This window comes from Hymenobacter segetis (genome assembly GCF_054776495.1).
Map to the genome: position 1 here is coordinate 2323661 of NZ_BAAHBV010000001.1, position 24587 is coordinate 2348247.

The window sequence follows — 24587 nt, forward strand, 5'->3', positions numbered from 1 at the left end:
AGGCAAGATATAGCAGCAATATTACATCAACAGCGCTTATAATAAGGCAGTACTATCCCTTCTTTTTGACTCAACAAAAAGCCCCGTCAGCTACTGGCGGGGCTTTCTGTTTCTTGTCGCGGCTTAGGCGTCCTTCTTCGCGGTGGTATCGCCTTTGGCCCCGCCCCCGCCGAGGAGGATGAGCTTGGTGTAGCCCTGGAAGCGCGCTATCGGCTTGAGCAGGCTTCCTTACTCAACCGCCAGCCGCAGGGTGCGGGTGGTGCCTTCCGTAGTGGCCCGGAGCAGATAAAGCCCGGGGGCGAGGCCCGTCAGCACGATATCAGGGGTGGTAGCGTTCCGGACCAAACGGCCCTGCGCATCGAATACCTTTACCGCCACCAGTTTTGTAGTCAGTCCTTGCAGCCGTACGCGGCCTTGCGCGGGATTGGGCACGAGCTGCCAGCTTCCCAGGGCGGTGTTGGCCACCGTAGCCAAGGGCGTGCCACCCGAAGGAATGTATAGGGGGGTGGGGTTATCCACGGGCTGCGCGAGCTGGCCACTGCTGTTCCAGCCCCAGGCCCAGAGCAGGTTATCGGTCCGGATGGCCAGCATGTGGTTTCCACCGGCGTCTACGCGCTGCCAGGTAGCCCCGGTACCCACTTGCACGGGGGTATTCGTAGTGGTGGTAGTGCCGTTGCCGAGTTGCCCAAGGCCATTATTGCCCCAGGTCCAGAGAGAGCCATCGGTCCGAATGGCCGCTGCCCCGTAACCGCCTGCATTCACGCTTTGCCAGGTCGATACGGTACCAACCTGCACGGGGGCGGTTTGGGAAATATACGTGCGGTTGCCCAGCTGGCCGTAGCTGTTGTTGCCCCAGGCCCAGAGGGTGCCGTTGGTGCGCAGGGCCAGGGTGAAGATGTAGCCAGCGGTTACGCTTCGCCAGGTGGTAGCGGTACCTATTTGCACCGGAGCATCTTGGTTGGTGGTGGTGCCGTCGCCCAGCTGGCCGGCGTAATTGCTGCCCCAGGCCCAAAGGGTACCGTCCGCACGAACGGCGGCCGTGTGGTCCCCGCTCGCACTCACGCTTTGCCAGGTGGTGCCGCTGCCAACCTGCACGGGCGCATTTTGCGCGGACACAGCCCCAAGGCCGAGCTGGCCGCTCTGGTTGTTGCCCCAGGCCCACAGCGTCCCATCGGTGCGGATAGCCACGGCGTGGCGGCCGCCCGCGCTAATGCTCTGCCAGGTGCTGGCCGTACCAATTTGGACGGGCGTGCGCTGGTTGACCCTCGTGCCATTGCCGAGCTGGCCTTCGGTGTTATCGCCCCACGCCCACAGGGTGCCGTCGGTGCGAATGGCCAGGGTGAAGTTGGTGCTCGCGCTGATGCTCTGCCAGGTTGCGGCCCCTATTTGCACCGGCGCATCGTGGTTGGTGGTGGTGCCATCGCCGAGCCGGCCGTTCAGGTTATCGCCCCAGGCCCAGAGGGTGCCATCCATCCGGATGCCCACCGAGTAATTGCTGCCGGCCGCAATGGCGCGCCAGGTACTGGGCGGCGCCACCTGAATGGGCGATGTCTGCACGCCGGCGTTGTTGCCGAGCTGGCCACTCGTGTTATCGCCCCAGGCCCAGAACGTATTGTCGGCCCGCAAGGCAACAGTATAATTATTCCCGGCATCAACGGCCGTCCAGCCCGACAAGCTGCCTACCTGCACGGGTGCTAGGCGGCGGTTGGTCGTCCCATCCCCGAGCTGGCCATAGGTATTATCGCCCCAGGCCCACAGGGTGCCATCGGTGCGGGTGGCCACGGTGTGGTTGGTGCCCGCGGCTACGCTTTGCCAGGTCGAGGCCGTGCCTATCTGCACGGGCACTACCTGGCGGGAAGTTGTCCCATTTCCCAGCTGGCCCTGGCTATTATCGCCCCAGGCCCACAGGGTGCCGTCGGTTCGGATGGCCACCGCATGGCCATTGCCTACGGATATACTTTGCCAGGTAGTGGCCGTGCCTATCTGCACGGGACTGGTAGAAGCGCCAGGCAAGAGCAGGGTGCTGCCCCAGGCCCAGAGCGTGCCATCGCTGCGAATAGCGGCGGTATTGTATGTGCCAGCCGAAACACTGCGCCAAGTGGCCGTTCCTATCTGCACGGGGGCATTTTGCCCAAGCGTGGTGCCATCCCCCAGCTGGCCGTATTGGTTGTCTCCCCAGGTCCAGAGGGTGCCATCGGTCCGGATGGCCGTGGCATGGTTACTACCAGCACTAATGCTTTGCCAGGCATCGGTACCCACTTGGGCGGGCTGCGTCTGGTTATAGTTGGCGTAGCCATTGCCTAGTTGGCCGGTGTTGTTGTTGCCCCAGGTCCAGAGGGAGCCGTCGGTCCGGATAGCAGCAGTGAATTGGTCGCCCGCCGCCACCACCTGCCAGTTGGTATCCGTGCCTACCTGGCCGGGGGCCGTCTCGTCAATGGTTGTTCCATCACCGAGCTGGCCGTAGGTATTGGTTCCCCAGGTCCATAGGGTTCCATCGGGATGAATAGAAGCGGTGTGCGCGCTGCCCGCCGCAATGCGCTGGGGCTGGGTTTGCGCCTGAGCGGCCACGGCAAGAAACCATAGGCTGAGAACAGCCCACAGCGGAAACTTAGAAATCGACATAAGTGGATGGGTTGGAAAAGAAGAAGCGGGACAGGCCAAACGGTGGTTAAGTAGACTGATTGCCGGGCATGCCAAATATAACAGGCTCCTGTATCTGGCGGGCCGTTGTGGGTGTTCTTGCTTTCACCGCATGCCCCAAGCCTATTACACCACCAAAAAAGCTCTGCCGACGTCCCCGACAGCTGCTGGCGGGTTCGTGTCCGGTGGCTGTTTCTTCAGCAGCTTGGGTTACCCGGATGGCATGGGCCACAGGCCCGCGCCATCCATCCGCCCCCGGTCAGGTAACTACAGAACAGTGCCGCCGGAAGCGCGCTGCTTCTTTACGGCCTCAACCAATTTTCCCGCCCTATGAAACTCCTTCTTGCGCTGCTGACCATGTGGCTGGCCACTTTCTCGCTGCCCTTCCACGTCGCCACGCCCCCCAAAAAGCCCGCCGTCCCCAAAGACTACGTCATCACCCAGTTCGGGGCCAGCCTCGACAGCACCCGGCTCAACACCCAGGCCATTCAGAAGGTCATCGACAAGGCCAGCGCCGCCGGCGGGGGCACCGTGGTGGTTCCAAAGGGCGTTTTCCTGAGCGGGGCGCTGTTTTTCAAGCCCAACACCCACCTGCGCGTGCTGGCCGGCGGCAAGCTCAAAGGCTCCGATAACATTGCCGACTACCCCCTCATCCCCTCCCGCATGGAGGGCCAAAAGCTCGATTACTACGCCGCCCTCGTCAACGCCACCAAGGTAAACGGCTTCACCATCACCGGCCCCGGCACCATCGACGGCAACGGCCTGCAATTCTGGAAAACCTTCTGGGCGCACCGCGACTCCATGGCCAAAGCCCACAAGCCCTCCACCAACCTGGAGGTGCACCGCCCCCGCCTGCTCTTCATCTGGGGCTGTGACAAAGTGACCATCAAAAACGTGAAGCTGCACAACTCCGGCTTCTGGACCACCCACCTCTACCAGTGCACCAACGTGCTGATGGACGGCTGCGACATCCGCTCGCCCTTCCGCCCCGTGAAGGCCCCCAGCACCGACGGCGTCGACATCGACGTGTGCAGCAAAGTCACCATCCGCAACTGCTACGTGTCCGTGAACGACGACGGCATCTGCATGAAGGGCGGCAAAGGCCCCACCGCCCAGAAGCTCCCCGAAAACGGCCCCATCGAAGACGTGCTGGTCGAAAACTGCACCTTCGGCGAAGTCCACGCCGCCCTCACCTGCGGCAGCGAGTGCATCCACGCCAATCGCATCACCATGCGCAACTGCAAAGTCGATAATGAGCGCCCCATCCTGCTCTTCAAAATGCGCCCCGACACCTACCAGCTCTACGAAAACATCACCATCGAAAACATCACCGGCAAGTGCGGCACCATCGTCACCCTCTCGCCCTGGATGCAGTTTTTCAACATGGCCGGCAGCACCGAAAAGCCCTTCGGCACCATCCGCAACATCCGCATCTCCAACGTCAACGTGAAGTGCAAACAGTTCGCGGTACTGAATGGCAACCCCACCGATAAGGTGTCCAATATCACCTTCAAAGACGTGACCGCCACCGCCGATAATGCCGCCTTCCCGAACAAATACCCCGACGTGAAATTTGAAAACGTCACCCTCAACGGCGCGCCCCTGAAAGCCTCGCCAGCCGCGCAGGCCGCCCCGGCCGCTACGCCCCTGAAGCCGGACTAATACCACACTTTACCTCGCCTAAAACAACAAAAAGCCTTGCCAGCATCTGGTGAGGCTTTTTGTTGCTCTCCGCAATTTGGATGGCGAGCTCGGGAGCAGGGGTTTTCCCGCACCGAGGTCGATTTAAAAAAGACGGAATTGGGTGTAAGGGTAATAATGGGCGTGCGTCTGGCACCGCAACTATTCGCTACGCTTCCCAGCCCATGAACACCTTTTCGAATCTTGCCGGCGTGCTGCTGCTGCTGCTTGCCGCCCCGGCGCTGGCCCAAACCGCCCCGGCCCCGCCGCTCACGGCCTCAGCCCTCGCGGTGGGCACCGTTGCGCCCGCTTTTAAAGGCCAGGATGCCGCCGGGCGGCCCGTAGAGCTGCGCCAGCTCCTGAAAAAGGGGCCGGTGGTGCTGTATTTCTATCGCGGGCAGTGGTGCCCATACTGCAACAAAGAGCTAAGCCAGCTCCAGGATTCGTTGCAGGTGCTCACGGCCAAAGGCGCCCAAGTAGTGGTTGTTACCCCCGAAACCCCGGCCAACATCACCCAGACGGTGGCCAAAACCAAGGCCTCTTTCCCCATCGTACATGACCGGGATTTGACCATCATGAAGGCCTACAAAACCGCCTTCGTGGTGGACGATGCCACGGCAAAAAAATACCTGCGCTACGGCATCAACCTGAAGCAGGCCAATGGGCTCGACCAAAACATCCTGCCCGTGCCCGCCACCTACGTCATCGGCCAGGATGGCAAAATCAAGTTTGCCTACTTCGATGCCGACTACCGCCACCGCGCCAGTGTGCGGCAGGTGGCGCAGGCGCTGTAACTCCACTCTTAATTCATTCGTGCCATGCCTCGTTCACTCCATCGCCTGGGCCTATGGGCCGTTTTGTTCGGGCTGGCAGCCTGCTCTAAGAATGCCGATTCGGAAGAGCAGCCGCCTGCGCCAGCCATTGGCCCGGCACTCTACCGCGTCACGTTCGAAGCCACCTGGAGCGCCGACACCCACGCCAATTTCCCGGCGGGGGCGCATTTTTCGTCCGTCATCGGGGCTTCACATCGGGCCGATGGCCTCCTGTTCCGGTCCGGCCAGCCGGCCAGCACCGGCATCAAAAACATGGCTGAGCGCGGCAACAACACCGCGCTGCGAACCGAAATAATGGCCCTGCAAAGCAGCGGCGCAGCCTTCCGCACGCTGGAGGGGCGCGTCATCAATTCGCCGGGTACGGTGGCCGATACCATTCGCCTAGACGCCGCCCACCCCCGCCTGAGCCTCGTCACGATGATTGCGCCCAGCCCGGACTGGTTTGTGGCGCTGGAAGACGAAACCCTGCTCGACGCCGATGGCCAATGGGTGGCCCTGCGCCGGGTGTCCGCCCGTGCCTACGACGCCGGCACCGACAGCGGCCCCACCTTCACCGCCCCCGACCAGGCCACGCTGCCGGCCGGCGTGGTGGCCCCGCTGCTGCTACCGCCCACCAGCGGCTCCGCGCCCGACGGCCCGCCGCTGGGCACCTGGCTCCTGGAGCGCATCAAATAATCCGCTCTTTTTCAGCCGATATTTTCCCACCAATTCACTGGCGGCGGCCTGCTGTCGACCACCCCGGCCGGCAGCCCATTCATCCCGGGCCAAGCCTGGCAATACCCTGTTGCGAGGAGCAGCAGCGGCGGGAACGCGCCCGAGCCACGGCGTACTTCCCGGCCTACCGCTTACTTTTGTCCAAATTCCATCATTCGCATACAGTGTTTTCCCATGAATTATTTACGTCTTACGGCCTTCCTATTGCTCCTGCTGCCCGGCTTGGCAGCCAATGCCCAATCGAAGAAAAAAAGCAGCGGTGGCGGCAGCAGCAGCGGTTCGGGCTATAGCACGGGCCTGGGCCTGCGCGGCGGCGGCTGGTCCTCGGGCCTCACGCTGAAGCACTTTCTGGGCAGCGGCAAAGGCGTGGCCATCGAAGGCCTGCTCACGACGGAATACAAAGCGCACGGCGGCCGTCTCACCATCCTCGGCGAGAAGCACATCGGTATAGCCGATGCCAAGGGCCTGCAGTTTTACTACGGCGCGGGCTTCCACGCCGGGGCCTACCAGGGCCGCTACTACTTCGCCGATGACCGGTTCTACTACAACGGCCGCAACGGCGACGTGTACTTCCTCAAAGGCAACAAAGGCGGCTACTACTACGACGAAAACACCTACATCGCCGTCGGGGCCGACCTCATTCTGGGCCTCGAATACAAGCTACCCGACCTGCCCTTCGTGGTGGGCGTCGATTACAAGCCTTTCTTCGAGGTATTCCACGGCTACACCGGCTTCTACAACGACGCGGCCGTGAGCCTACGCTTCACGTTCTAAGGCTCGCGCCATCAGGTGCAACGCATTACTGAAAAGGCCCCATCAGCAACTGATGGGGCCTTTTTTTGTAGAACAACGGCCAGCAGCACGGCTACTCCGCCCCTGCCAGAACCGGCAGAGCCACGGCGCGCCGCCGTGCCAGCAGCCACTGGCGCAGCTTCAGAAACGGCTTTTCCACCGCCACATTCAGCAGCCACGCGCCGGCCAGCACCGTGGCCAGGCACAGCCCCATCATGGCATTGCTCTCCAGCCCAATACCGTACGCTGAAAACCACGCCTGCGTGAGATGAATAATGCCCTTATGCGTGAGGTAAATGGCAAACGACAGCGCCGCCACCCGCGCCGATATGCGCGACGCCGTGCCATACAGCACGCTGCCCGGGCTGATGGCCGCCACCACTAGCAGCCCATACCCCAGCGCCACCAGCGGAAACCCAAAAATGGACGCCCCGAACGCCTGCGGCTCGCGGCACACCCAGAACGCCCCGGCCAGCACCGCCAGGCCCAGCAGCCCCAGCCCGTTGCCGTGGCGGGCCAGCCGGGCTGCCGCCTGCGGCCGGAAGTGGAACAGCGCCGCAATGGCAATGCCCACCAGCAGCCCATCGAGCCGGTTGTAGGTGGGATAATACATGTACTTGTACCACACCAGAGTCACGTGCTCGGTATTGAGCTGGGGCGCAACCGCCCCGTACCAGCTCAGCAGCCGTGCCCCGAAGCCCAGAACCACCAGCGCGGGCAGGGTTGCGGCCGCCCATTTGCCGCGGCGGCCGGGGGCCAGGGCCAGCAGCCCCAGCGGCAGCAGCAGGTAGAACTGCTCCTCTACGCACAGCGACCATGCGTGCGAAAACGTGCCGCCCCGTGCCAAATCCAGCCCAAAATTCTGGGTGAAGGTGAGGAATTTCCACAGCGGCGGCAGCGCCTCCCGCTCCCGGAAAGCCGGGACGAGGAAATACAGCGCCAGCACCGCCCAATAGGCCGGCAGAATACGAAACGTGCGCTTGATGAAGTAGGTGGCCAGCGAAAGCCGGCCCCGCCGCGCCAGCTCCCGAAACAGCTGCGAGGCAATGAGGTAGCCGCTCAGCACGAAGAATAAATCGACGCCGGTCCAGCCAAACTGCCCGGCCGTGTTCAGCCACTCGGGATGCGGGAAAATGCGGTAATGAAACAGCAGCACCAGGCCAATGGCCAGGGCCCGCAGGTGGTCGAGGCCGGGCAGGCGGGTACCCTGGGCCGGAGCCGAAAGCTCGTTTGTCATCATAATGAAGGGCCGGGCCGACCGGTTTGCCTCAAAAGTAACCGGCCCCACGGCCCCCGCCATGAGGTGCCGAAGCCGGGCGGCACCCTTGCGGCATCCTCGTATTGGCATTTGACGCTACTTTTACCCATCACCTCTCCCCGCTGCGCCATGAGCTCCCTGATACAATTCGTAGCCAACTACGACGACCTTTCCACCGACAAGGGCTTCCAGTTCAAATTCCATTGCGACAAGTGCCGCAACGGCTACATGTCGCGGTTTCAGCCGAATGCCATCGGCATTGCGGGCAGCCTGCTCAATGCCGCCAGCAGCCTGTTCGGCGGGCTGGGCGGGGTGGAAAACGCGGCCTATGAGATTCAGCGGGCCGTGGGGGGCACCTCGCACGACAAGGCCCTAGAAGCGGCCGTGGCCGAGGGCAAGCAGCAGTTCAAGCAATGCACCCGCTGCGGCCACTGGGTGTGCCCCGATGCCTGCTGGAACCACAGCGCCGGCCTCTGCGAAGACTGCGCCCCCGACGAGCAGGAGGAGCTCCGCGCTCAGCAGGCCCAGGCCACCCGCGAGCAAATCCGCACCCAGACCCGCGCCCAGGACTATACCAAAAACCTCGATTTCCTGAACCGCGACACTCTCATCCAGTGCCCCAACTGCCAGACCAAGCTGGCACCCGGCCAGAAGTTTTGCCCCAGCTGCGGCACCGCCACCGCCGCCCAAACCCAGCCCCGCCACTGCACCAGCTGCGGCGAGGCCCTGAAGCCCGAGCAGAAATTTTGCCCCAGCTGCGGCACGAAGGCAGGGTAGTGGACTGAACAGTGAGAAAAAAGACGGTCATGCTGAGCGGAGTCGAAGCATCTCTACCACGCAACGCAATCCAATCGAAAGGATTTACTATTGCGGTAGAGATGCTTCGACTTCGCTCAGCATGACGCTTTTCTTCGCTCCCCCAATCCCCTATCCCCAAACCCATGGCCACCGTCAAGCCCATCCTCCGCATTTTCGATTACGCCAAAGCCATCGAGTTTTACCTCGACTGGCTGGGCTTCCGCATCGACTGGGAGCACCGGCCGGAGGGCAGCCCCGGCTACCTGCAAATCACGCGGGAGGATGTGACGCTGCACCTCTCCGAGCACCACGGCGACTGCGCGCCGGGGGCGCGGGTATTCATCGATGATTTTGCGCACCTCACGGCCTACCACGCGCAGCTGCTGGCCCGGCAGTACAAGCACAACAAGCCCGGCTTGGACATCCCCTTCTACGACCCCACGGCGCTGGAAATGACGGTTATCGACCCGTTCCACAACCGCCTCACCTTCGTGGAGCGCCGGTAGCGGCGCGGCGCGAAGGCCGGGGCTAGTAACTTCGGGACCCATTGCGCTAGCTGCCTTTCCATGCCCGACCCTGCTGCCCCGGTTTCGCCAGCCGACCTTCCCTACTCGCCGGACCTGTTGCAGGTGGTGCTCAACACCTCGCAAACCGGCTTTATGCTGCTGCGGCCCGTGTATGATGCCGCCGGCACCACCATCATCGACCTGGCCTGGGAGTACCTCAACCCCGCCGCCCAGCAGATGCTGCGGCTGCCCCAGCGCCCCACCGAGTCGTTTCTGACCCTGTTTCCCACGGCGGAGGCGGCCGGGGTGTTCGCCTTCTACCGCGACGCCTTTTTGAGCGGCCAGGTGGAGCGCCGCCAGAACAACTACCAGCACGACGGCCTCGACGGCTACTACCTGCTGGTGGCCCAGCGCCAGGGCGAGGTGCTGGTGGTGAACTTCACCGACACCAACGACCAGGTTCGCTCGGCCATTGTGGAGGAGCTGCGCGCCAGCCAGGCCCGCGAGCTGGAAGCTCGCGCCGAAGCCGAGCTGCAACACCAGCACCTGGAGCTGCTGCTGCACGATGCCCCGGCCATGATTTGCGTGTTCGACGGGCCGCAGCACGTTTTTCAGTTCGTGAACCCACCCTACCAGGCGCTGGTCGGCGACCGGCCCATCGTGGGCAAGCCCATTGCTGTGGCCATGCCCGAACTGGTGGGCCAGCCCATCTTCGGCCTGCTGGATAAGGTGTACCAGACCGGCGAAACCTTCCGGGCCTCGGAAATGCTGGTGCAGCTCGACCACGACAACGAAGGCCGCCGGGAGCTGGAAAAGCGTTACTACAACTTCATCTACCAGGCCCGGCACGACCCACGGGGGGCCATCAACGGCATTTTCGTGTTTGCCTACGACGTGACGCCGCAGGTACTGGCCCGCCAGGAAATCCAAACCTTGAATGAGGAGCTGGCCGCCATCAACGAAGAACTGGCCGCCACCAACGAGGAGCTGCGGGCCAGCAACGACGAGTTCCTGACCACCAATACCGCCCTGGCCCACTCGGAGCAGGAGCTCTACGCCCTCAACCAGGAGCTGGAAAGCCGCGTGACCGCCCGCACCCGGGAAACCCAGGCTGCCCGCGCCGAAGCCGAGCGCCAGCGTGCCCGCCTCGAACGCCTATTTATGGCGGCCCCGGCGGCCATCTGCATCCTGGCCGGACGCGAGTTGGTGTTTGAGTTGGTGAACCCGCCCTATCTGGCGCTGTTTCCGGGCCGGCAGCTGCAAGGCCACCGCATGGCCGAGGTATTCCCGGAACTGGCCAGCTCCGGCGTGCTCGACACCTTCCGGCGCGTGTACGAAACGGGCATTACCAACGAGGAGCAGGCCATTCTTATCTCCTTCCGCCGCCCCGAGGACGGTGCGCTGGAAGACCGGTACTTCAACTACATCCAGCAGGCCCGCTTCGATGAGCAGGGCCGGATTGATGGCATTCTCGTGTTCGCATTTGAAGTCACGCCGCAGGTGCAGGCCCGCCAGGCCACCGAAGCCGCCGCCCAGCGCCTGCGCCTGCTCACCGATGCGCTGCCCGTGCTCATCTCCTACATCGACCGCGACGAGCACTGTCAGTTTCTGAATAACGCCTACCGGAACTGGTTTGGCCTCGACCCCGTCGCGATGATTGGGCTGCCGGTACGGCAGGTGGTGGGTGAAGCCGCTTATGCCGTTGTGCAGGGCTATATGGCGCGGGCGCTGGCCGGCGAGCGCCTGGAATTTGAAGCCCGCATGCCCTACCGCGAAGACCTGGTGCGGTATACCCACACCAACTACATACCCGATGTCCACGACGGCGAAGTGCGGGGTTTCTACACCCTTATTACTGACATTACCGAGCAGGTAGAAGCCCGCCAGCGGGTGCAGGAGCTGAACGAGGAGCTGGCCGCCATCAACGAAGAAATGCTGGTGGCCAACGAGGAGCTGCGCGACACCAACGACCGCCTCAGCCACACCAACGTGGACCTCGACACGTTCGTCTACACCGCTTCGCACGACCTCAAAGCCCCCATCGCCAACATCGAAGGCCTGCTGCTGGCCCTCGGCGAGCAGTTGCCCGCCGCCGTGCGCCACACCCCCGACGTGACCCACCTGCTGGAGCTCATGCACGGCTCCGTGCTCCGCTTCCAGCGCACCCTGGGCCACCTCACCGACGTGAGCAAGCTCCAGCAGGCCCACGCCGAACCCGCCGAAGCCGTGGACCTGGCCGCCCTGGCCGAAGCCGTGCGCCTCGACCTGGCCCCCGCCCTGGCCGCCGCCGGCGGCCACCTCACGCTGGACCTGGCCGACTGCCCCACGGTGCGCTTTTCGCCCAAAAACCTGCGCAGCATCCTCTACAACCTGCTCAGCAACGCCATCAAGTACCAGGTGCCCGGCCGCGCCCCGCAGGTGCTGCTACGCGCCACCTGCCCGCCGGGCCAGGTGCAACTGGAAGTGCACGACAACGGCCTGGGCCTCACCGAAGCCGAGCAGGCCAAGCTGTTCGTGATGTTTCGCCGCCTGCACACCCACGTCGAGGGCACCGGCGTGGGCCTATACATGGTCAAGCGCATCGTCGAGAACGCGGGCGGCACCATCCAGGTGCAGAGCACGGCGGGCGTGGGTTCCACGTTTACGGTGGTGCTGCCGGACCGCGTCTGAACTTAAACGCGGCGCTTACGTAGGGTAGCTCATGCCGAAGTTGAGCAGTGTGCTGTTGGTCGATGACGACCCGACCAATAACTTTCTGAACGAGCGGCTGCTGAAGCGGCTGGCCGTGACGGAGCAGATTATGGTGGCCGAAAACGGGCAGGAAGCCCTGGCCGTTATTCAGCAGGCCAGCACCGCATCCCAGCCCGACTACCCGGCCCTCATTCTGCTCGATATTCAGATGCCCGTCATGAACGGCATCGAATTTTTGCAGGCCTACCAGCAGCTGCCCTTGGCCCAACGCCGCGCCACCACCGTGGTCGTCCTCACCACATCCATGGACCCACGCGACCTCACCCGCCTCGCGGAGCTGCCCGCCGCCGGCCGCATCACCAAGCCCCTCACACCCGAAAAGCTGGATGCCGTGCTTCAGCAGCATTTCCAGTAGCGCCCAGGCACCCGGCCAGCAGCCCGCAGGCCCCGGCCGTAACGCGGCAAAATCTCTTTAATAACTAAAGAATTACTGTTGCTTACGCAACCGTATCAGAATCCAATTGGCTATATTTTTTAGCCGTACTTTACTGCATGATTGAAGAATTGAAAAGCCCCACCGGCCGCGTCTACCTCACCATCGACTCGGACGCCACCAACCGCTGGGTATTTGTGGATTGGATGGGCTACCTCACCGCCGACAGCATTCGGACCGGGGCCGCCGCCTACACCAGCGCGCTGGCCCAGTCCAAGTTCAGCTGCGTGCTCAACGACACCCGCTCGGTGCGCGGCCCCTGGGACCATTCCATGGACTGGGTTATTAATACCTGGGCTCCCAACGCCGCCGCAGCCGGCCTCAAATATTTCGCCCTGGTCTCCACGCCCGAATCCCTGGCCGATGGCTCGGCTGCCAATTTCTACGCCCAGCTCACCGCCTTCCACGCCGAAGTCTTCGACAACCTGAGCACGGCCCGCGAGTGGCTGCACCGCATGCAGGCGCAAGGCTAACCCCTTCCAACAGCTAAACTGACCAAGCGAAAGGGCCGGCAATTTGCCGGCCCTTTTTGGTGTGCCCTGCTGCGGGCGCAAAAAAAGTTTTTCCGGGCTGTAACGTTCGCTTTCATCGGCGGTATCCACATTTGAAAGCTCTCCCAATCTCCTGCCCACCGAGTCGTGCTCTTCTATCGCAGCCCTCCCCGTTCGGCATGTTCCAAAGCTGCTATCACTTCTGAAGCAGTTTCCGCTCTTGCCAAAAGCAGCCGGGCGGCTCTCCTGCAACGACCATCAACCCGCCTAATCCGCTAAAAAAAGCAGGCCTAGCATCAATAGATAATTTTTCTCATAAAATTTTATCGTTGATAATCAGCATTTAAGCCGGGAAACGCATAGCAACATGTACAATAATTGAAACAGTACCTTGCTTTACAAAGTACCTACCATACATTTGTACTGTTCGACGCCCAGTACTGTAGCCGCCGAGAACGTCACACTTTTTTCCATCTCACCTTTTTTCTGTAAAAACCATGAAAACCTCCCTCACCTCCCGCCCCGCTGCCGCCACCCAAACCCGTACTGCACCGTACTTGCGGGCCCTGCTGTTGGGCGGGTTAGCCATCGTGGGTAGCGCTGGCACCGCCCTGGCCCAGAGCGCCCCAGCCGTGAAAGCCAAACAGGCCGATGCCCAGGCGCTGTGGCTCACCGTGGAAAACCCAGCCCAGCAACGCTTGCAGATGCAGGTCGTTTCGCTGGACAACAGCACCTGCCTGGTGAATGAAGTAAACCACCTCACCTCCTATGGCAGCAAGCTGAATTTCAAAGGGATGCCCGCCGGCCAGTACGCCGTGCTACTGCGCGTGGGCCGCGAGCGGTTCCGCTACAGCGTGGACGTGCAGGGCAAAGCCCAAACCACCATTTCGGTGCGCGAGCTCACGCCCGCTAAGTCGCCGGAAGCCGTGGCGGTCGTCCGCTAGCTTCCCCCGGCACAGGGCCCCGAAACGGGTACCCTGAAGTGTTTCGGCCCCTGACAGCGCTAGCTATCAGGGGCCGAGTCGTGTGGTAGCTATGCCACTGCCTACGCCGCCAGCGGCAGGCTTTTGCGGCTGTACCGCTCCCGATAAGCCAGCGGCGACACGCCCGTAATGCGCTTAAACAGCGTCCGAAACGCCTTGGTATCGGAGTAGCCCACCGAGTACATCACCTCGTTCACGTTTTCGCGCGATGATTCGAGACTCATTTTGGCGGCTTCGATTTTCACGCGCTGCACGTATTCGGCCACGGTGTTGCTGGTGGCTTTCTTGAAGCGGCGCTCGAAATTGCGGCGGCTCAGGCAGCTTTGGGCCGCCAAATCATCCACCGCAAGCTTCTCGGCAAAGTGCTGCTCGATGAATTCCTGAGCCTTTTTGATGGGCTCGTCGTCGTGGTCCTTCTGACCCCGGAAAATGACGAATGGCGACTGACTGCGCCGCCCGATGTCAATCTGAAACACTTTGGCGCAGCACACGGCCATGTCGCGGCTCACGTATTTCTCCACCAGATACAGTATCAGGTTGAGGTAGGAATAGGCTCCGCCGCTGCTGTAGAGGCCCTGCTCGTCGGTAATTACCTGCTCGGCCACGAGGTGTACGGCGGGGTACATGGCCGCGAACTGCGGCGCGCCCAGCCAGTGGGTGGCGCACTGCCGGCCATCCATCAGGCCCGTCGCGGCCAGCAGAAACGCGCCCAGGCACAGGCTGGCCACTTCGGCCCCGTGCGCGTGCTGGCCGGCAATCCAGGCGATGAGGTCCTGGTTCAGGGCCACGGCTTCGGTCAGGTCGCCGTGCGGGGCGGGAATGATGATGAGGTCGGTGCGGAAATCCTCGTCGATGGTGCGGGTGGCATGTAGCGTGAACAGGCCCCGGTTGAAGGTTTTATGCTTGGTGAGGCCCACCAGCTCAATCTGGAAGGCGGGCGGCTGGCCCGCGCCCGCCAGCAAATCATTCACCTGGCTCAGCACCTTGTGCGGCCCTTCAATGCTGCCTACCACCGCATCGCCGGCCGGCACCAGAATAGAAACGTGCTTCATAGAGGTCAAATATAGGCAATCTGTTGCCGCATTCAGCCCCCTAATTGGGCAGAATCACCCCCTTGCACACCTGATTTTTGCTAATACCTTTGCTAACATAGTTAGATGGTCAAAATTTTAGCAAAATCTCAGCCTTCCGACGCGGTTAGGGCTGCCATTTCAGCCTCTTCTTTTACCTCTCAATCACCATTGCCATGACACCCCGCACCACTGCCCGCCTCTATTGGACACTCACCATCCTCTTCTGCCTCATGATGCTGGCCGACGGCGTGGCCGGCCTGCTGCACGAGCAAAATGGCATCGCTGCGATGAAGCAGCTCGGTTATCCGGTCTACATCATGGACATCACGGGCGCGGCCAAAATTCTGGGCGCACTGGCCCTGCTCCAGAACAAGTACCGCACGCTGAAGGAATGGGCTTTCGCCGGCTTCGCCATCGACTTCATCGGGGCTGCCGCGTCGGTGGCGCTGGCCGGCATGGGCTTCGTGGCCACGCTGCCCGCGCTGGTGATGACGGCGGTGCTCTTCGGCATTTATTTCCTGTGGAAGCGCTACCTCATCAGCCGCGCCCAAACAGCCGGCGCTGATGAAACGGAAGCTGCTTTTGCGACGCCGGCAGCGGCTACGCTGTAAGCGACACTGTTGCACGGTAGTGGGGCGGTCGCAGCACGGTCATGCTGAGCCTGTCGAAGCATCTCTACCGCGCAACGCAATTAATGCCGACTGCAACGAAGCGGTAGAGATGCTTCGACTGCGCTCAGCATGACTGTTCCTTTTTTCCTTTCTCATTTAATCTTCTCACAATTATTCCCCCCTAACCACCATGGCTCTCCTCAGTCCTCACCTCGCATTTCCCGGCGGCACCTGCCGCGAAGCCCTCTCCTTCTATAAAAGCTGCATTGGCGGCGAGCTCAAGCTGATGCGCGTCGGCGATACGGCGATGTGCGACCAGATGCCCGCCGAAGCCCAGGACCAGATTATGCACGGCACCCTGACCACCGACTCGTTCGTGCTTATGGCCTGCGACGCCCTGGATACCCGCCGCCCGTTTGACCCCGGCAACAACATCGCCATGTGCCTGAATTGCAGCAGCGACGAAGAAATCAACACCCTTTTTACCAAGCTGGGCGAGGGCGGCACCGTCATCGACCCGCTGGCCGATATGTTCTGGGGCGGTAAGTTTGGAACCCTCATCGACCGGTTCGGCACGGAGTGGCTGTTCAATTTTGATAAGCCCGCCGGCGAGTAGCAAGTCCAGTTTTCGAAAATCATGAGCAAAGTAATTGCCGCCGAATACCTTACGCTGGATGGCGTGATGGAAAACCCCGCCTGGACCGCCCCCTATTTCAACGACGAGCTGGGCGAGTTTCAGGGCGAGCTAATGGCCTCCAGCGATGCCCTGCTGCTGGGCCGCGTGACTTACGAGGCCTTTGCCGGAGCCTGGCCCAAGATGCCCGACGCCCCCGGCGCCGACCGCATGAACAGCATGCCCAAATACGTGGCCTCGCGCACCCTGCAAACGACTGAATGGAACGCCCAAATCATCGAGGGCGATGTGGCGGCCGCCGTGGCCCGCCTCAAGCAGGAGCCCGGCCAGAACCTGCTCGTCTACGGCAGCGGCCAGCTGGTGGAATACCTGCGCCAGCACGGCCTGATTGACGAATACCGTCTCATGATTTTTCCGGTGGTGCTGGGCAGCGGCAAACGACTTTTTGCGAGTGCCCCCACCGATTTCAAGCTAAAATCATCGCACACCACCAGCACGGGCGTGCTCGTGCTTACCTACCAGCCGGCCAACGCCTGATTTTTATGGACTTTAAACTGGAGCTAATCCCCGTGCCGGTGGCCGATATCGACCGCGCCAAAGCCTTTTATGTGGAACAAGTCGGCTTCCACCTCGACCACGACGTGCGGCCCAGCCCCACGGTGCGCGTGGTGCAGCTCACGCCGCCGGGCTCGGGCTGTTCCATCGTGCTGGCCGCTGGTTTGGCGGGCCTGGCCATGCCGGCCGGTTCATTGCGTGGCCTGCACCTGGTAGTGGCCGACATCGCGGCCGCCCGTGCCGAGCTGGCCGGCCGGGGCGTGGCCATGGGCGGGATTCAGGATATGGGCGGGATTAAATTTTCCGCCTTCCAGGACCCCGACGGTAATACCTGGACCTTGCAGGAGATTCCGGGGCGGAAGTAGCGCGGACTTCACAGTTGTCATTCCGACGCAGGAGGAATCTGGGTAAAGCCGTTCAGGCGGCTTTACCCAGATTCCTCCTGCGTCGGAATGCCGTTTTTTACACCACCGGCAGCGTGAAGCTGAACGTGCTGCCGCTGCCCAGCTCGCTCTCCACCCACAGCCGGCCGCCCTGCGTGGTGATGAACTCGCGCGCAATGCTCAGGCCCAGGCCGGAGCCGCCCCGGTAGCCTGTTTTGTCGGGCAATTGAGCGAAGCGTTGGAAGATTTTCTCGTGATGCTCGGGTGCGATGCCGGGGCCATGGTCCTGCACGCTCACTTGCACGAAGGCCCCGGCCAGGGTAGCGCGCACCGTGAGGGGGGCGCCCACCGGCGAGTAGCGGATGGCATTGGCCAGCAGGTTGATGAGCACCCAGGTGGTTTTTTCGACGTCGGCACGGGCGGCGGGCAGGTTGGCGGGCTGCTGGATTTCCAGGCGCAGCTCCTTGTCGGCGAGCTGGGGCTGCACGGTGGCGGTGGCAAAGCCAATGACATCGGCCAGGCTGGTGGGGCGTACGTCGAGCTGAATGCCCGCGCCCGCGTCGAGGCGCGACACGTCGAGCAGCTCGGCCACCATGCGCTGGAGGCGCTGGGTTTCCTGCCGGATGTAGCCGGTCACGCGCTGGCGCTCGTCGGCGGGCAGGCGCTCATCCTGAAGCAGCTTGGTGTTGAGGTTGATGCTGGAAAGCGGCGTTTTCAACTCGTGCGACACGGTGGCGAGGAAGTTCGACTTCACCTGGTCGAGCTTCTTGAAATCGGACACGTTGCGCAGGGTGAGGATGTGGCCCACGAATTCGGTCTTCTCTGTGGCTTCATTAAACGACACCAAATCCTGCACCGCGAGGCGGTAGAAAGCCTCCTCGCCGCGCTGGGCAATGTGCAGCAGCGGCGCTTCGGCTACCGCAGATTCGCGGTTGGGCGCATCCAGGGGCTGGAGCATGGCCTGAAACAGGTCATTTTCGAGGCGCACGGTGGCGGCGGGGCGGCCGACTAATTTTTCTACGGGCATTCCCAGCAGCTCACACAGCACGGGGTTGGCCAGCAGAATGTGGCGGTTTTCATCAAGCAGCAGCAGGCCTTCATCCAGGGTATTCACGATGCTGGCGGCGCGGTTGCGCTCGGTTATCAGCCCGGCTTCGGTGGAGGTGCGGTACTCGCGCAGCTGGCTCAGCATGCGGTTGAAGGCGCGGGCCACCTGGCCAAACTCGTCGTGGCTTTCCTGCGGGATGCTGGCCGAAAAGTCGCGCGCGGTGGCGTGGTCGAGGGCGGCGGTGAGCTTGCGCAAGGGCTGCACGGCGGCTTCTGGCACGCTGCCCACCAGGGCCAGGGCCAGCAGCCCGGCCAGGGTGATGAAGACGAGCAGGTTGCGGTTGGCCTGGTCGGCACGGCGGTTGGCAGCTTCGGTTTTGCGGTTCAGGGCGTCGGTGTTCAGCGCCATCATCTGGTAGGTGAGGCCGCCGAGGGTGTAGGGTTCGGCGCTGATGCCCAGCGGACTGGCTTGCCCGGCGGCCGCCGTGCGCCGCGCCGCCTGCTGGTGCTGCCGGAGCTGCTGGGTCAGGCTTTGCAGGTTGTCGACGACTTGCTGCTCGCCGGGCTCGGTCACGTTGCGGGCCTCCGCACCCAGGGCGGCCATGAAGGCAGCCGTGCCCGCCGTATCGGCCAGCGGCTGGCGGGCCAGCTGGTCGAGGCTTTTGAGCATGCGAAGGCCCAGATTCACGGAATAGAGGTTGGCCTTGAGCACATCGTGCGAGCTGCGGTCGAGCTGCCGCAATGAGTAGTAGGCGTAGCCCCCGATGCTGAGCAGCAGCAGCAGCATGGCCAGGAAACCCAGGGTGATTTTGGTTTTGAGATTCATGATTTTGGTTGGCTTTTAACAGCCCTTTGAACGTCATGCTGAGCGCAGTCGAAGCATCTCTACCGTGCAAGTAATTCAATCGAGCCAACGAAGCAGTAGAGATGCTTCGGCTGCGCTCAGCATGACGTTCCGGGTTTGTTCGGCTGACGGTCCGAGGTTGTTCAGGAAATCAATAAGTCACCAGATACACGTCCAAATCGCTGCCATCGTCCGCCACGGCGCGCAGCAAATCCGACGTCACGCCGCGCCGGCTCAGCTGCTCCCACCAGCCCTTCTCGCGGGTGATGCCGCAGACCAGCAGCGTGGCGTTTTTTTCCTGCGCCACCCGCCGGATGGCCCCCACAATGTCGTCGTCCTTCACCCGCAGAATCTGTGCGCCCAACTCAGCGGCCAGCTGTAAGTTATTGAGCAAATGCCGCTGCGTGGCCAGCCCGATGCGGTCGGCGGTTTCGCGGCCGGTCTGCACGTAGAGCACGTACCAGGCGGCGGCCGCAAACCGGTCGGCCAGCCGCGAGGTCTTGCGAATGATTTCCCGGGCGGCTTTATCGTTCGAGTTGATGCAGGCCAGCAGGCGGTCGTCGTTGCGGCGCTGCGGGGCCACGGCGGGCGCGCCGCCGGCTTCGGATTCTACCTGCCGGCCCAGCAGTTGGGCCACTTCGCGCACCGCCAGCCGCCGCAGCTGCAACAGGTTTTCGGCCTGGAAAAAGTTGGCCAGCGCGGTGGGCACCTTGGCCGGGTCGTAGATTTTGCCTTCCTCCAGGCGGGCGCGGAGCTCGCCCACGGTCAGGTCCACGTTCACCACCTCGTCGGCCTGTTTCAGCAGCTGGTCGGGGATGCGCTCGGTCACGTCGGTGCCCGTGATTTTCAGCACTTGGTCGTGCAGGCTTTCGAGGTGCTGCACGTTCACGGCGGTTATCACCGAAATGCCTTGGGCCACGAGGTATTCCACATCCTGCCAGCGCTTTTCGTGGCGTGAGCCGGGCACGTTGCTGTGGGCCAGCTCATCAATGACAACCACCTGCGGCCGGCGCTGAATGATGGCTTCCACGTCCATCTCCTCCACCGCGTGCCCTTTGTAAAAAACCTGCTTGCGGGGCAGCAAGGGCACGTTTTTCAGTTCGGCCACGGTGCCGGCGCGGCCGTGGGTTTCGATGTAGCCGATGAGCACGTCCACGCCGTGCTGGTGCAGGTCGTGGGCCTCCTGGAGCAGGCGGTAGGTTTTGCCCACGCCGGCGGCTAGGCCCAGGTATACCTTGAGCGTGCCGCGCCGCCGCGCCTGCACCAGGCGCAGGAACCGCTCGGCAGATTGGTCGCGGGGGTCGGCGGCGGGGTTCATAAGGATAGGCTATTTGTCATTGCGAGTGGAGCGTAGCGGAACGCGGCAATCCGTCCTGTCAAAACCAGACACTTTCTTAAGTGACCAAGCTAAAAAAGGGCTTTATCACATCTCAGGGCTTTTTGCATCGAGAGGACGGATTGCCGCGCTCCACTCGCAATGACAGTCATCCCGTTCAGCCGCCCCTAAAACGACAGCGCGATGCTCGTCGTCACATTGCCGTAGCTGCGGTTATCCGCGTTATCGCCCCGCGCAAACACGCCCTTCATGCCATTCAGATACCGCCCTTCGACCCGAAACGCCACGTTGCTGGTGGGCAGATAATCGAGGTTGAGTGAGCCGCCGGCTACCCGGAAATCACTATCCCGCGCGGCGGGCATGATGCTGCGGATAATCACGCCGCGCTCGGCGTAGTAGTACTCACCGCGCAGCGTGGTCGACCATTTATCGGCCAGCTTATATTTGATAAAGGCCGCCGCCGTGTGCCAGGTGTCGTATTTCTCGCTGCTCACGCCCCGCTGCTTGCCCACATCAAAAACCAAAGCCAGATTGGTGCGCTCCGAGGCGGCATAGGTGATGTAGAAATCGTGGAAATAGCGCCGGCGAATGAGCGAGTCCGTGGGCTGCTCGTTGCCATAAAAGGTGCTGCTGTTGATGAGGATTTTGTCCGACGGCTTCCACTGGATTTGGGTGCCGAGGGCTTTGGCCTGGTTGGTTTCGCGGATGTTCTGCCAGCCATTCAGCACCATTCCGGTCAGGGTCAGCTTCGGGCCGACTTCGTAGGTAAACCGGGCCCCGGATTCATAATAGGGCGAATTCTCAGCCATCACGGAGCGCGTCAGCGTCCAGTTATCCTTCGAAATAGCCGACTCGAACCCAATGTGCGAGCCGAAAATCCCCATATCGAGCCAGGCCTTGGCGAAGGGCCGGAAGCCCGCGTAAGCCTCGTACACGTGCCGGAGCACGGGGTCCTCGGCGGCGTAGTTGGCGGCTACGTAGGTGCCGGCGTGCAGGCCCACGGCCCCGCGCACCTTGCCGTCATCGTAGCGCACGCCAATGAGGCCCTGGTTGAGCGCAAACTCGTTCTGACGGCCGTGCGAGTAGAGGAAGGCCTGCCGGTTATTGCCATTGGCGTGGTTGAAATCGTAACCGTAATAAGCATCCACGAAGCCGTAGGTGGTGATGGGGCCGGGCGCGGCAGTAACAGGCGCGGCGGGCGGCGGCACGGCCAGGGCCGGGTCGGTGGTGGGAGCAGTTTGGGCCAGGGCGGCCAGCGGCAGGGCCGCCAGCAGCAGGAAAGCGGGTATTTTCATTGGTTGATTTTGTGCAAAAGAAGCTATTCGGCGGCCAGCGCATCCAGCGCCAGATTGAGGCGGAGAACGTTCACATGGTCGGGGCCGAGGGTGCCGGGCTCGATTTGCTGCTGCACCAGCGCTTGCACGCGGGCCGCATCGAGCTTGCGCACGCGGGCCACGCGGGCCACCTGCACCAGCGCCCCGGCGGGCGAAAGGTGCGGGTCGAGCCCCGAGCCGCTGGCCGTAATGAGCTCAGCGGGCACGTCGGCGGCCTTCACGCCGGGGTTTTGCCGCAGGAAGGTATCGAGGCGGGCCTTCACCACGGCCAGGTATTCGGGGTTGCTGGGGCCTTTGTTCGAGCCGCTGCTGGCATCGGCGTGGTAGTCGGCCGCCGAGGGGCGGGAATTGAAGTATTCGGGCTTATCGAATTTCTGGCCCACGTTGGCGAAGCCCACCACGCGGCCGTGGCGGCTGATTTGAACGCCCGCGCCGTGGCCGGGGGCCGCCTGGGCGATGGCCGTTACGAGCGCGGGGTAAATGATGCAGCACAGCACCATCAGGGCCAGGGTGAGGCGGAGGGCGGGCAGGAGTTGGGTTTTCATGGAATTGGGGATAAAGGCGGTCAAACTCCCCTCCTTACCAAGGAGGGGACGCTGGCGCGAAGCGTCAGCTGGGGTGGTTATGGCGTTGAAGTCGTTCGGGAGGTCGTTCGGGTGTCGTTCAACGCCACAACCACCCCCGTCCGAACCTTCGGTTCGAACATCCCCTCCTTGGCAAGGAGGGGAGTTTACAAAAACACCCCCACAATCAAGTCCAGCAGCTTAATCCCGATAAACGGCACCACCACCCCTCCCAGGCCATAAATCAGCAGGTTCCGGCGCAGCAGCGCCGATGCGCCCACCGGCTTATAGGCCACGCCTTTCAGCGCCAGCGGCACCAGCGCCGGGATGATGAGGGCGTTGAAAATCACGGCCGAGAGAATGGCCGATTGCGGCGATTTCAGCCCCATCACATTCAGCGCGCCCAGGGCCGGGATGGCCACCATGAACAGCGCCGGCACGATGGCGAAGTACTTGGCCACATCATTCGCAATCGAAAACGTGGTGAGCGTCCCCCGCGTCATCAGCAGTTGCTTGCCAATTTCGACCACCTCAATCAGCTTGGTGGGGTCGTTGTCGAGGTCGACCATGTTGCCGGCTTCCTTGGCGGCCTGGGTGCCCGAGTTCATGGCCACGCCCACGTCGGCCTGGGCCAGGGCGGGGGCATCGTTGGTGCCGTCGCCCATCATGGCCACCAGCTTGCCCAGCTGCTGCTCGGTGCGGATGTACTGCATCTTGTCCTCGGGCTTGGCCTCGGCGATGTAGTCGTCCACGCCGGCTTTTTCGGCGATGAATTTTGCCGTCAGCGGGTTGTCGCCGGTCACCATTACCGTCTTGATGCCCATGGCCCGCAGCCGCGCAAACCGCTCCTGGATGCCGGGTTTGATGATATCCTGCAACTCGACCACACCCAGCACCCGGTCGTTTTCGCTGAGCACCAGCGGGGTGCCGCCGTTGCTGGCCACCATTTTCACGCGGTCGGCCACGTCGTCGTGGTAGGCGTGGCCGGCCTGTTCGGCCAGCTTGCGGATGGCATCGGCCGCGCCCTTGCGGAGGCGAGTGCCGCCGGCCAGCGTCACGCCGGAGCTGCGGGTTTCGGCCGTGAACTTGATGAGTTCGGCTCCATCCAAGCGGGGTTGAAGTTGCGCGGGGTCCACTTTATGGTCGCGGGCCAGCTCCACGATGCTCTTGCCCTCGGGCGTTTCGTCGGTGAGGGAGCTGATGGTGGCCTGCTCGATAAACGCCTGCATCGCCACACCTGGCGCGGGCCAGAAATGCGTGGCCTTGCGGTTGCCGATGGTGATGGTGCCGGTTTTGTCCAGCAGCAGCACGTCGATATCGCCGGCCGTTTCCACCGCTTTGCCGCTCTTGGTGATGACGTTGGCCCGCAGCGCCCGGTCCATGCCCGCGATGCCGATGGCCGAGAGCAGCCCGCCGATGGTGGTCGGAATCAAACACACGAACAGCGCGATAAACGAGGCCACCGCAATGGGCGTTTTCGAGTATTCGGCGAAGGGCTGCAAGGTCACGCACACAATCACGAACACCAGCGTAAACCCGGCCAGCAGGATGGTGAGGGCAATTTCATTGGGCGTTTTTTGCCGCGACGCGCCTTCCACCAGCGCAATCATCTTGTCGAGAAACGACTCGCCGGGTGCCGTCGTCACCTGCACCACGATGCGGTCGGAAAGCACCTTGGTACCGCCCGTAACGCTGGATTTATCGCCGCCCGCCTCCCGAATCACGGGCGCGGATTCGCCGGTAATGGCCGACTCGTCAATGGTAGCCAGGCCTTCGATAATCTCGCCGTCGGTGGGAATAATCTCGCCGGCCACGACCACGAAAACCTGCCCCTTTTGCAGCTGGGCCGAGCTCACGGCCACCATCTGGCCGTTATCCAGCCGCACGTTGGCGGGCGTATCCTGGCGGGTTTTGCGGAGCGAATCGGCCTGGGCCTTGCCGCGCGCCTCGGCAATGGCCTCGGCGAAATTGGCAAACAGCAAGGTCAGAAACAGCACCACGAACACCGTGAAATTGTAACCGAAGCTGCCCTGCGCCGCATCGGGCTTCATCAACAGACCGATGGTGACGAACAACATCACCACCGTGCCGATTTCCACGGTGAACATCACCGGGTTGCGGAACATCGTGCGCGGGTCGAGCTTGACGAAGGCCTGGCCGACGGCTTCGCGCACCAGCGCGGGTTGAAAGAGGGATTGGGATTGGGTTGCCATTGGTTGGTTTGTCATCCTGAGCGCAGCGAAGGACCTTATCATGTCCGCGCCGCAAGGGTTAGTAATTCAGATGAGCGCAGCCGTGATAAGGTCCTTCGCTGCGCTCAGGATGACA

22 protein-coding genes are annotated in these 24587 nt (G+C 62.6%); 14 read left to right on the forward strand and 8 right to left on the reverse strand.

Annotation, left to right across the window (positions count from 1 at the left end; all coding sequences use genetic code 11):
- Window positions 1-228 precede the first annotated feature (228 nt).
- The gene (locus tag ACYU70_RS09685; protein ID WP_342301303.1) at window positions 229-2622 is read right to left on the reverse strand and encodes an RCC1 domain-containing protein; all 2394 of its coding nucleotides are present in this window, start codon (window positions 2620-2622) and stop codon (window positions 229-231) included.
- A gap of 348 nt (window positions 2623-2970) precedes the next feature.
- Here ACYU70_RS09685 and ACYU70_RS09690 point away from each other — a divergent pair, with 348 nt between their 5' ends.
- From ACYU70_RS09690 to ACYU70_RS09705, 4 genes are all read left to right on the forward strand, one after another.
- Window positions 2971-4302, forward strand: coding sequence for a glycoside hydrolase family 28 protein (locus tag ACYU70_RS09690; RefSeq protein ID WP_342296991.1), 1332 nt, complete (start codon window positions 2971-2973; stop codon window positions 4300-4302).
- 203 nt (window positions 4303-4505) lie between these two features.
- Window positions 4506-5114 (forward strand): peroxiredoxin-like family protein, encoded by a 609-nt coding sequence (locus ACYU70_RS09695; RefSeq protein WP_342296989.1) that lies wholly within the window; start codon window positions 4506-4508, stop codon window positions 5112-5114.
- Window positions 5115-5138: 24 nt separating this feature from the next.
- Window positions 5139-5828, forward strand: coding sequence for a spondin domain-containing protein (locus ACYU70_RS09700; protein ID WP_342296987.1), 690 nt, complete (start codon window positions 5139-5141; stop codon window positions 5826-5828).
- Window positions 5829-6041: 213 nt separating this feature from the next.
- Window positions 6042-6641 (forward strand): hypothetical protein, encoded by a 600-nt coding sequence (locus tag ACYU70_RS09705; RefSeq protein ID WP_342296986.1) that lies wholly within the window; start codon window positions 6042-6044, stop codon window positions 6639-6641.
- A gap of 91 nt (window positions 6642-6732) precedes the next feature.
- Here the strand turns inward: ACYU70_RS09705 and ACYU70_RS09710 are convergent, their stop codons facing one another.
- Window positions 6733-7899, reverse strand: a complete 1167-nt coding sequence (locus ACYU70_RS09710; protein ID WP_342296985.1) for an acyltransferase family protein — start codon at window positions 7897-7899, stop codon at window positions 6733-6735.
- A 147-nt stretch (window positions 7900-8046) separates the two neighbouring features.
- Between ACYU70_RS09710 and ACYU70_RS09715 the strand changes: the two genes are divergently transcribed.
- The 6 genes from ACYU70_RS09715 to ACYU70_RS09740 all read left to right on the forward strand — a co-directional run bounded on the left by ACYU70_RS09715 (window position 8047) and on the right by ACYU70_RS09740 (window position 13840).
- The gene (locus tag ACYU70_RS09715) at window positions 8047-8694 is read left to right on the forward strand and encodes a zinc ribbon domain-containing protein (protein WP_342296984.1); all 648 of its coding nucleotides are present in this window, start codon (window positions 8047-8049) and stop codon (window positions 8692-8694) included.
- Between the two features lie 164 nt (window positions 8695-8858).
- Window positions 8859-9221 (forward strand): glyoxalase superfamily protein, encoded by a 363-nt coding sequence (locus tag ACYU70_RS09720; protein WP_342296983.1) that lies wholly within the window; start codon window positions 8859-8861, stop codon window positions 9219-9221.
- A gap of 60 nt (window positions 9222-9281) precedes the next feature.
- Window positions 9282-11891 (forward strand): PAS domain-containing protein, encoded by a 2610-nt coding sequence (locus tag ACYU70_RS09725; RefSeq protein ID WP_342296982.1) that lies wholly within the window; start codon window positions 9282-9284, stop codon window positions 11889-11891.
- A 31-nt stretch (window positions 11892-11922) separates the two neighbouring features.
- Window positions 11923-12327 carry a response regulator gene (locus ACYU70_RS09730; protein ID WP_342296980.1) on the forward strand — a complete coding sequence of 135 codons (405 nt, stop codon included), beginning with the start codon at window positions 11923-11925 and terminating at the stop codon, window positions 12325-12327.
- Window positions 12328-12464: 137 nt separating this feature from the next.
- Entirely contained in the window at window positions 12465-12878 is a 414-nt protein-coding gene (locus ACYU70_RS09735) for an STAS/SEC14 domain-containing protein (protein WP_342296979.1), read from the forward strand.
- A 515-nt stretch (window positions 12879-13393) separates the two neighbouring features.
- Window positions 13394-13840 (forward strand): hypothetical protein, encoded by a 447-nt coding sequence (locus ACYU70_RS09740; RefSeq protein WP_342296977.1) that lies wholly within the window; start codon window positions 13394-13396, stop codon window positions 13838-13840.
- 101 nt (window positions 13841-13941) lie between these two features.
- Here ACYU70_RS09740 and ACYU70_RS09745 read toward each other — a convergent pair whose 3' ends face one another.
- Complete coding sequence (locus ACYU70_RS09745) at window positions 13942-14931, reverse strand: GlxA family transcriptional regulator (protein WP_342296975.1); 990 nt, start codon at window positions 14929-14931, stop codon at window positions 13942-13944.
- Between the two features lie 194 nt (window positions 14932-15125).
- Here ACYU70_RS09745 and ACYU70_RS09750 point away from each other — a divergent pair, with 194 nt between their 5' ends.
- The 4 genes from ACYU70_RS09750 (at window position 15126) to ACYU70_RS09765 (ending at window position 17117) form a co-directional block, all read left to right on the forward strand.
- Window positions 15126-15563 carry a DoxX family protein gene (locus ACYU70_RS09750; protein WP_342296974.1) on the forward strand — a complete coding sequence of 146 codons (438 nt, stop codon included), beginning with the start codon at window positions 15126-15128 and terminating at the stop codon, window positions 15561-15563.
- Between the two features lie 190 nt (window positions 15564-15753).
- Entirely contained in the window at window positions 15754-16179 is a 426-nt protein-coding gene (locus tag ACYU70_RS09755) for a VOC family protein (RefSeq protein WP_342296973.1), read from the forward strand.
- A gap of 21 nt (window positions 16180-16200) precedes the next feature.
- Entirely contained in the window at window positions 16201-16734 is a 534-nt protein-coding gene (locus ACYU70_RS09760) for a dihydrofolate reductase family protein (RefSeq protein WP_342296971.1), read from the forward strand.
- Between the two features lie 5 nt (window positions 16735-16739).
- Window positions 16740-17117, forward strand: a complete 378-nt coding sequence (locus tag ACYU70_RS09765) for a VOC family protein (RefSeq protein WP_342296970.1) — start codon at window positions 16740-16742, stop codon at window positions 17115-17117.
- Between the two features lie 97 nt (window positions 17118-17214).
- On the opposite strand, the gene ACYU70_RS09770 is transcribed toward ACYU70_RS09765, so the two are convergent.
- From ACYU70_RS09770 to kdpB, 5 genes are all read right to left on the reverse strand, one after another.
- A complete protein-coding gene (locus tag ACYU70_RS09770; protein ID WP_342296968.1) occupies window positions 17215-19008 on the reverse strand; it encodes a HAMP domain-containing sensor histidine kinase in 1794 nt (597 codons plus the stop codon).
- A 169-nt stretch (window positions 19009-19177) separates the two neighbouring features.
- Entirely contained in the window at window positions 19178-20344 is a 1167-nt protein-coding gene (locus ACYU70_RS09775; protein WP_342296967.1) for a sensor protein KdpD, read from the reverse strand.
- 185 nt (window positions 20345-20529) lie between these two features.
- On the reverse strand, window positions 20530-21657 hold the full coding sequence (locus ACYU70_RS09780; RefSeq protein ID WP_342296966.1) for a porin: 1128 nt from the start codon (window positions 21655-21657) through the stop codon (window positions 20530-20532).
- A gap of 23 nt (window positions 21658-21680) precedes the next feature.
- Complete coding sequence (kdpC, locus tag ACYU70_RS09785; protein WP_342296965.1) at window positions 21681-22241, reverse strand: potassium-transporting ATPase subunit KdpC; 561 nt, start codon at window positions 22239-22241, stop codon at window positions 21681-21683.
- Window positions 22242-22426: 185 nt separating this feature from the next.
- Window positions 22427-24472: a potassium-transporting ATPase subunit KdpB gene (kdpB, locus tag ACYU70_RS09790; RefSeq protein WP_342296964.1), complete on the reverse strand. Its 2046-nt coding sequence runs from the start codon at window positions 24470-24472 to the stop codon at window positions 22427-22429.
- Window positions 24473-24587 lie beyond the last annotated feature (115 nt).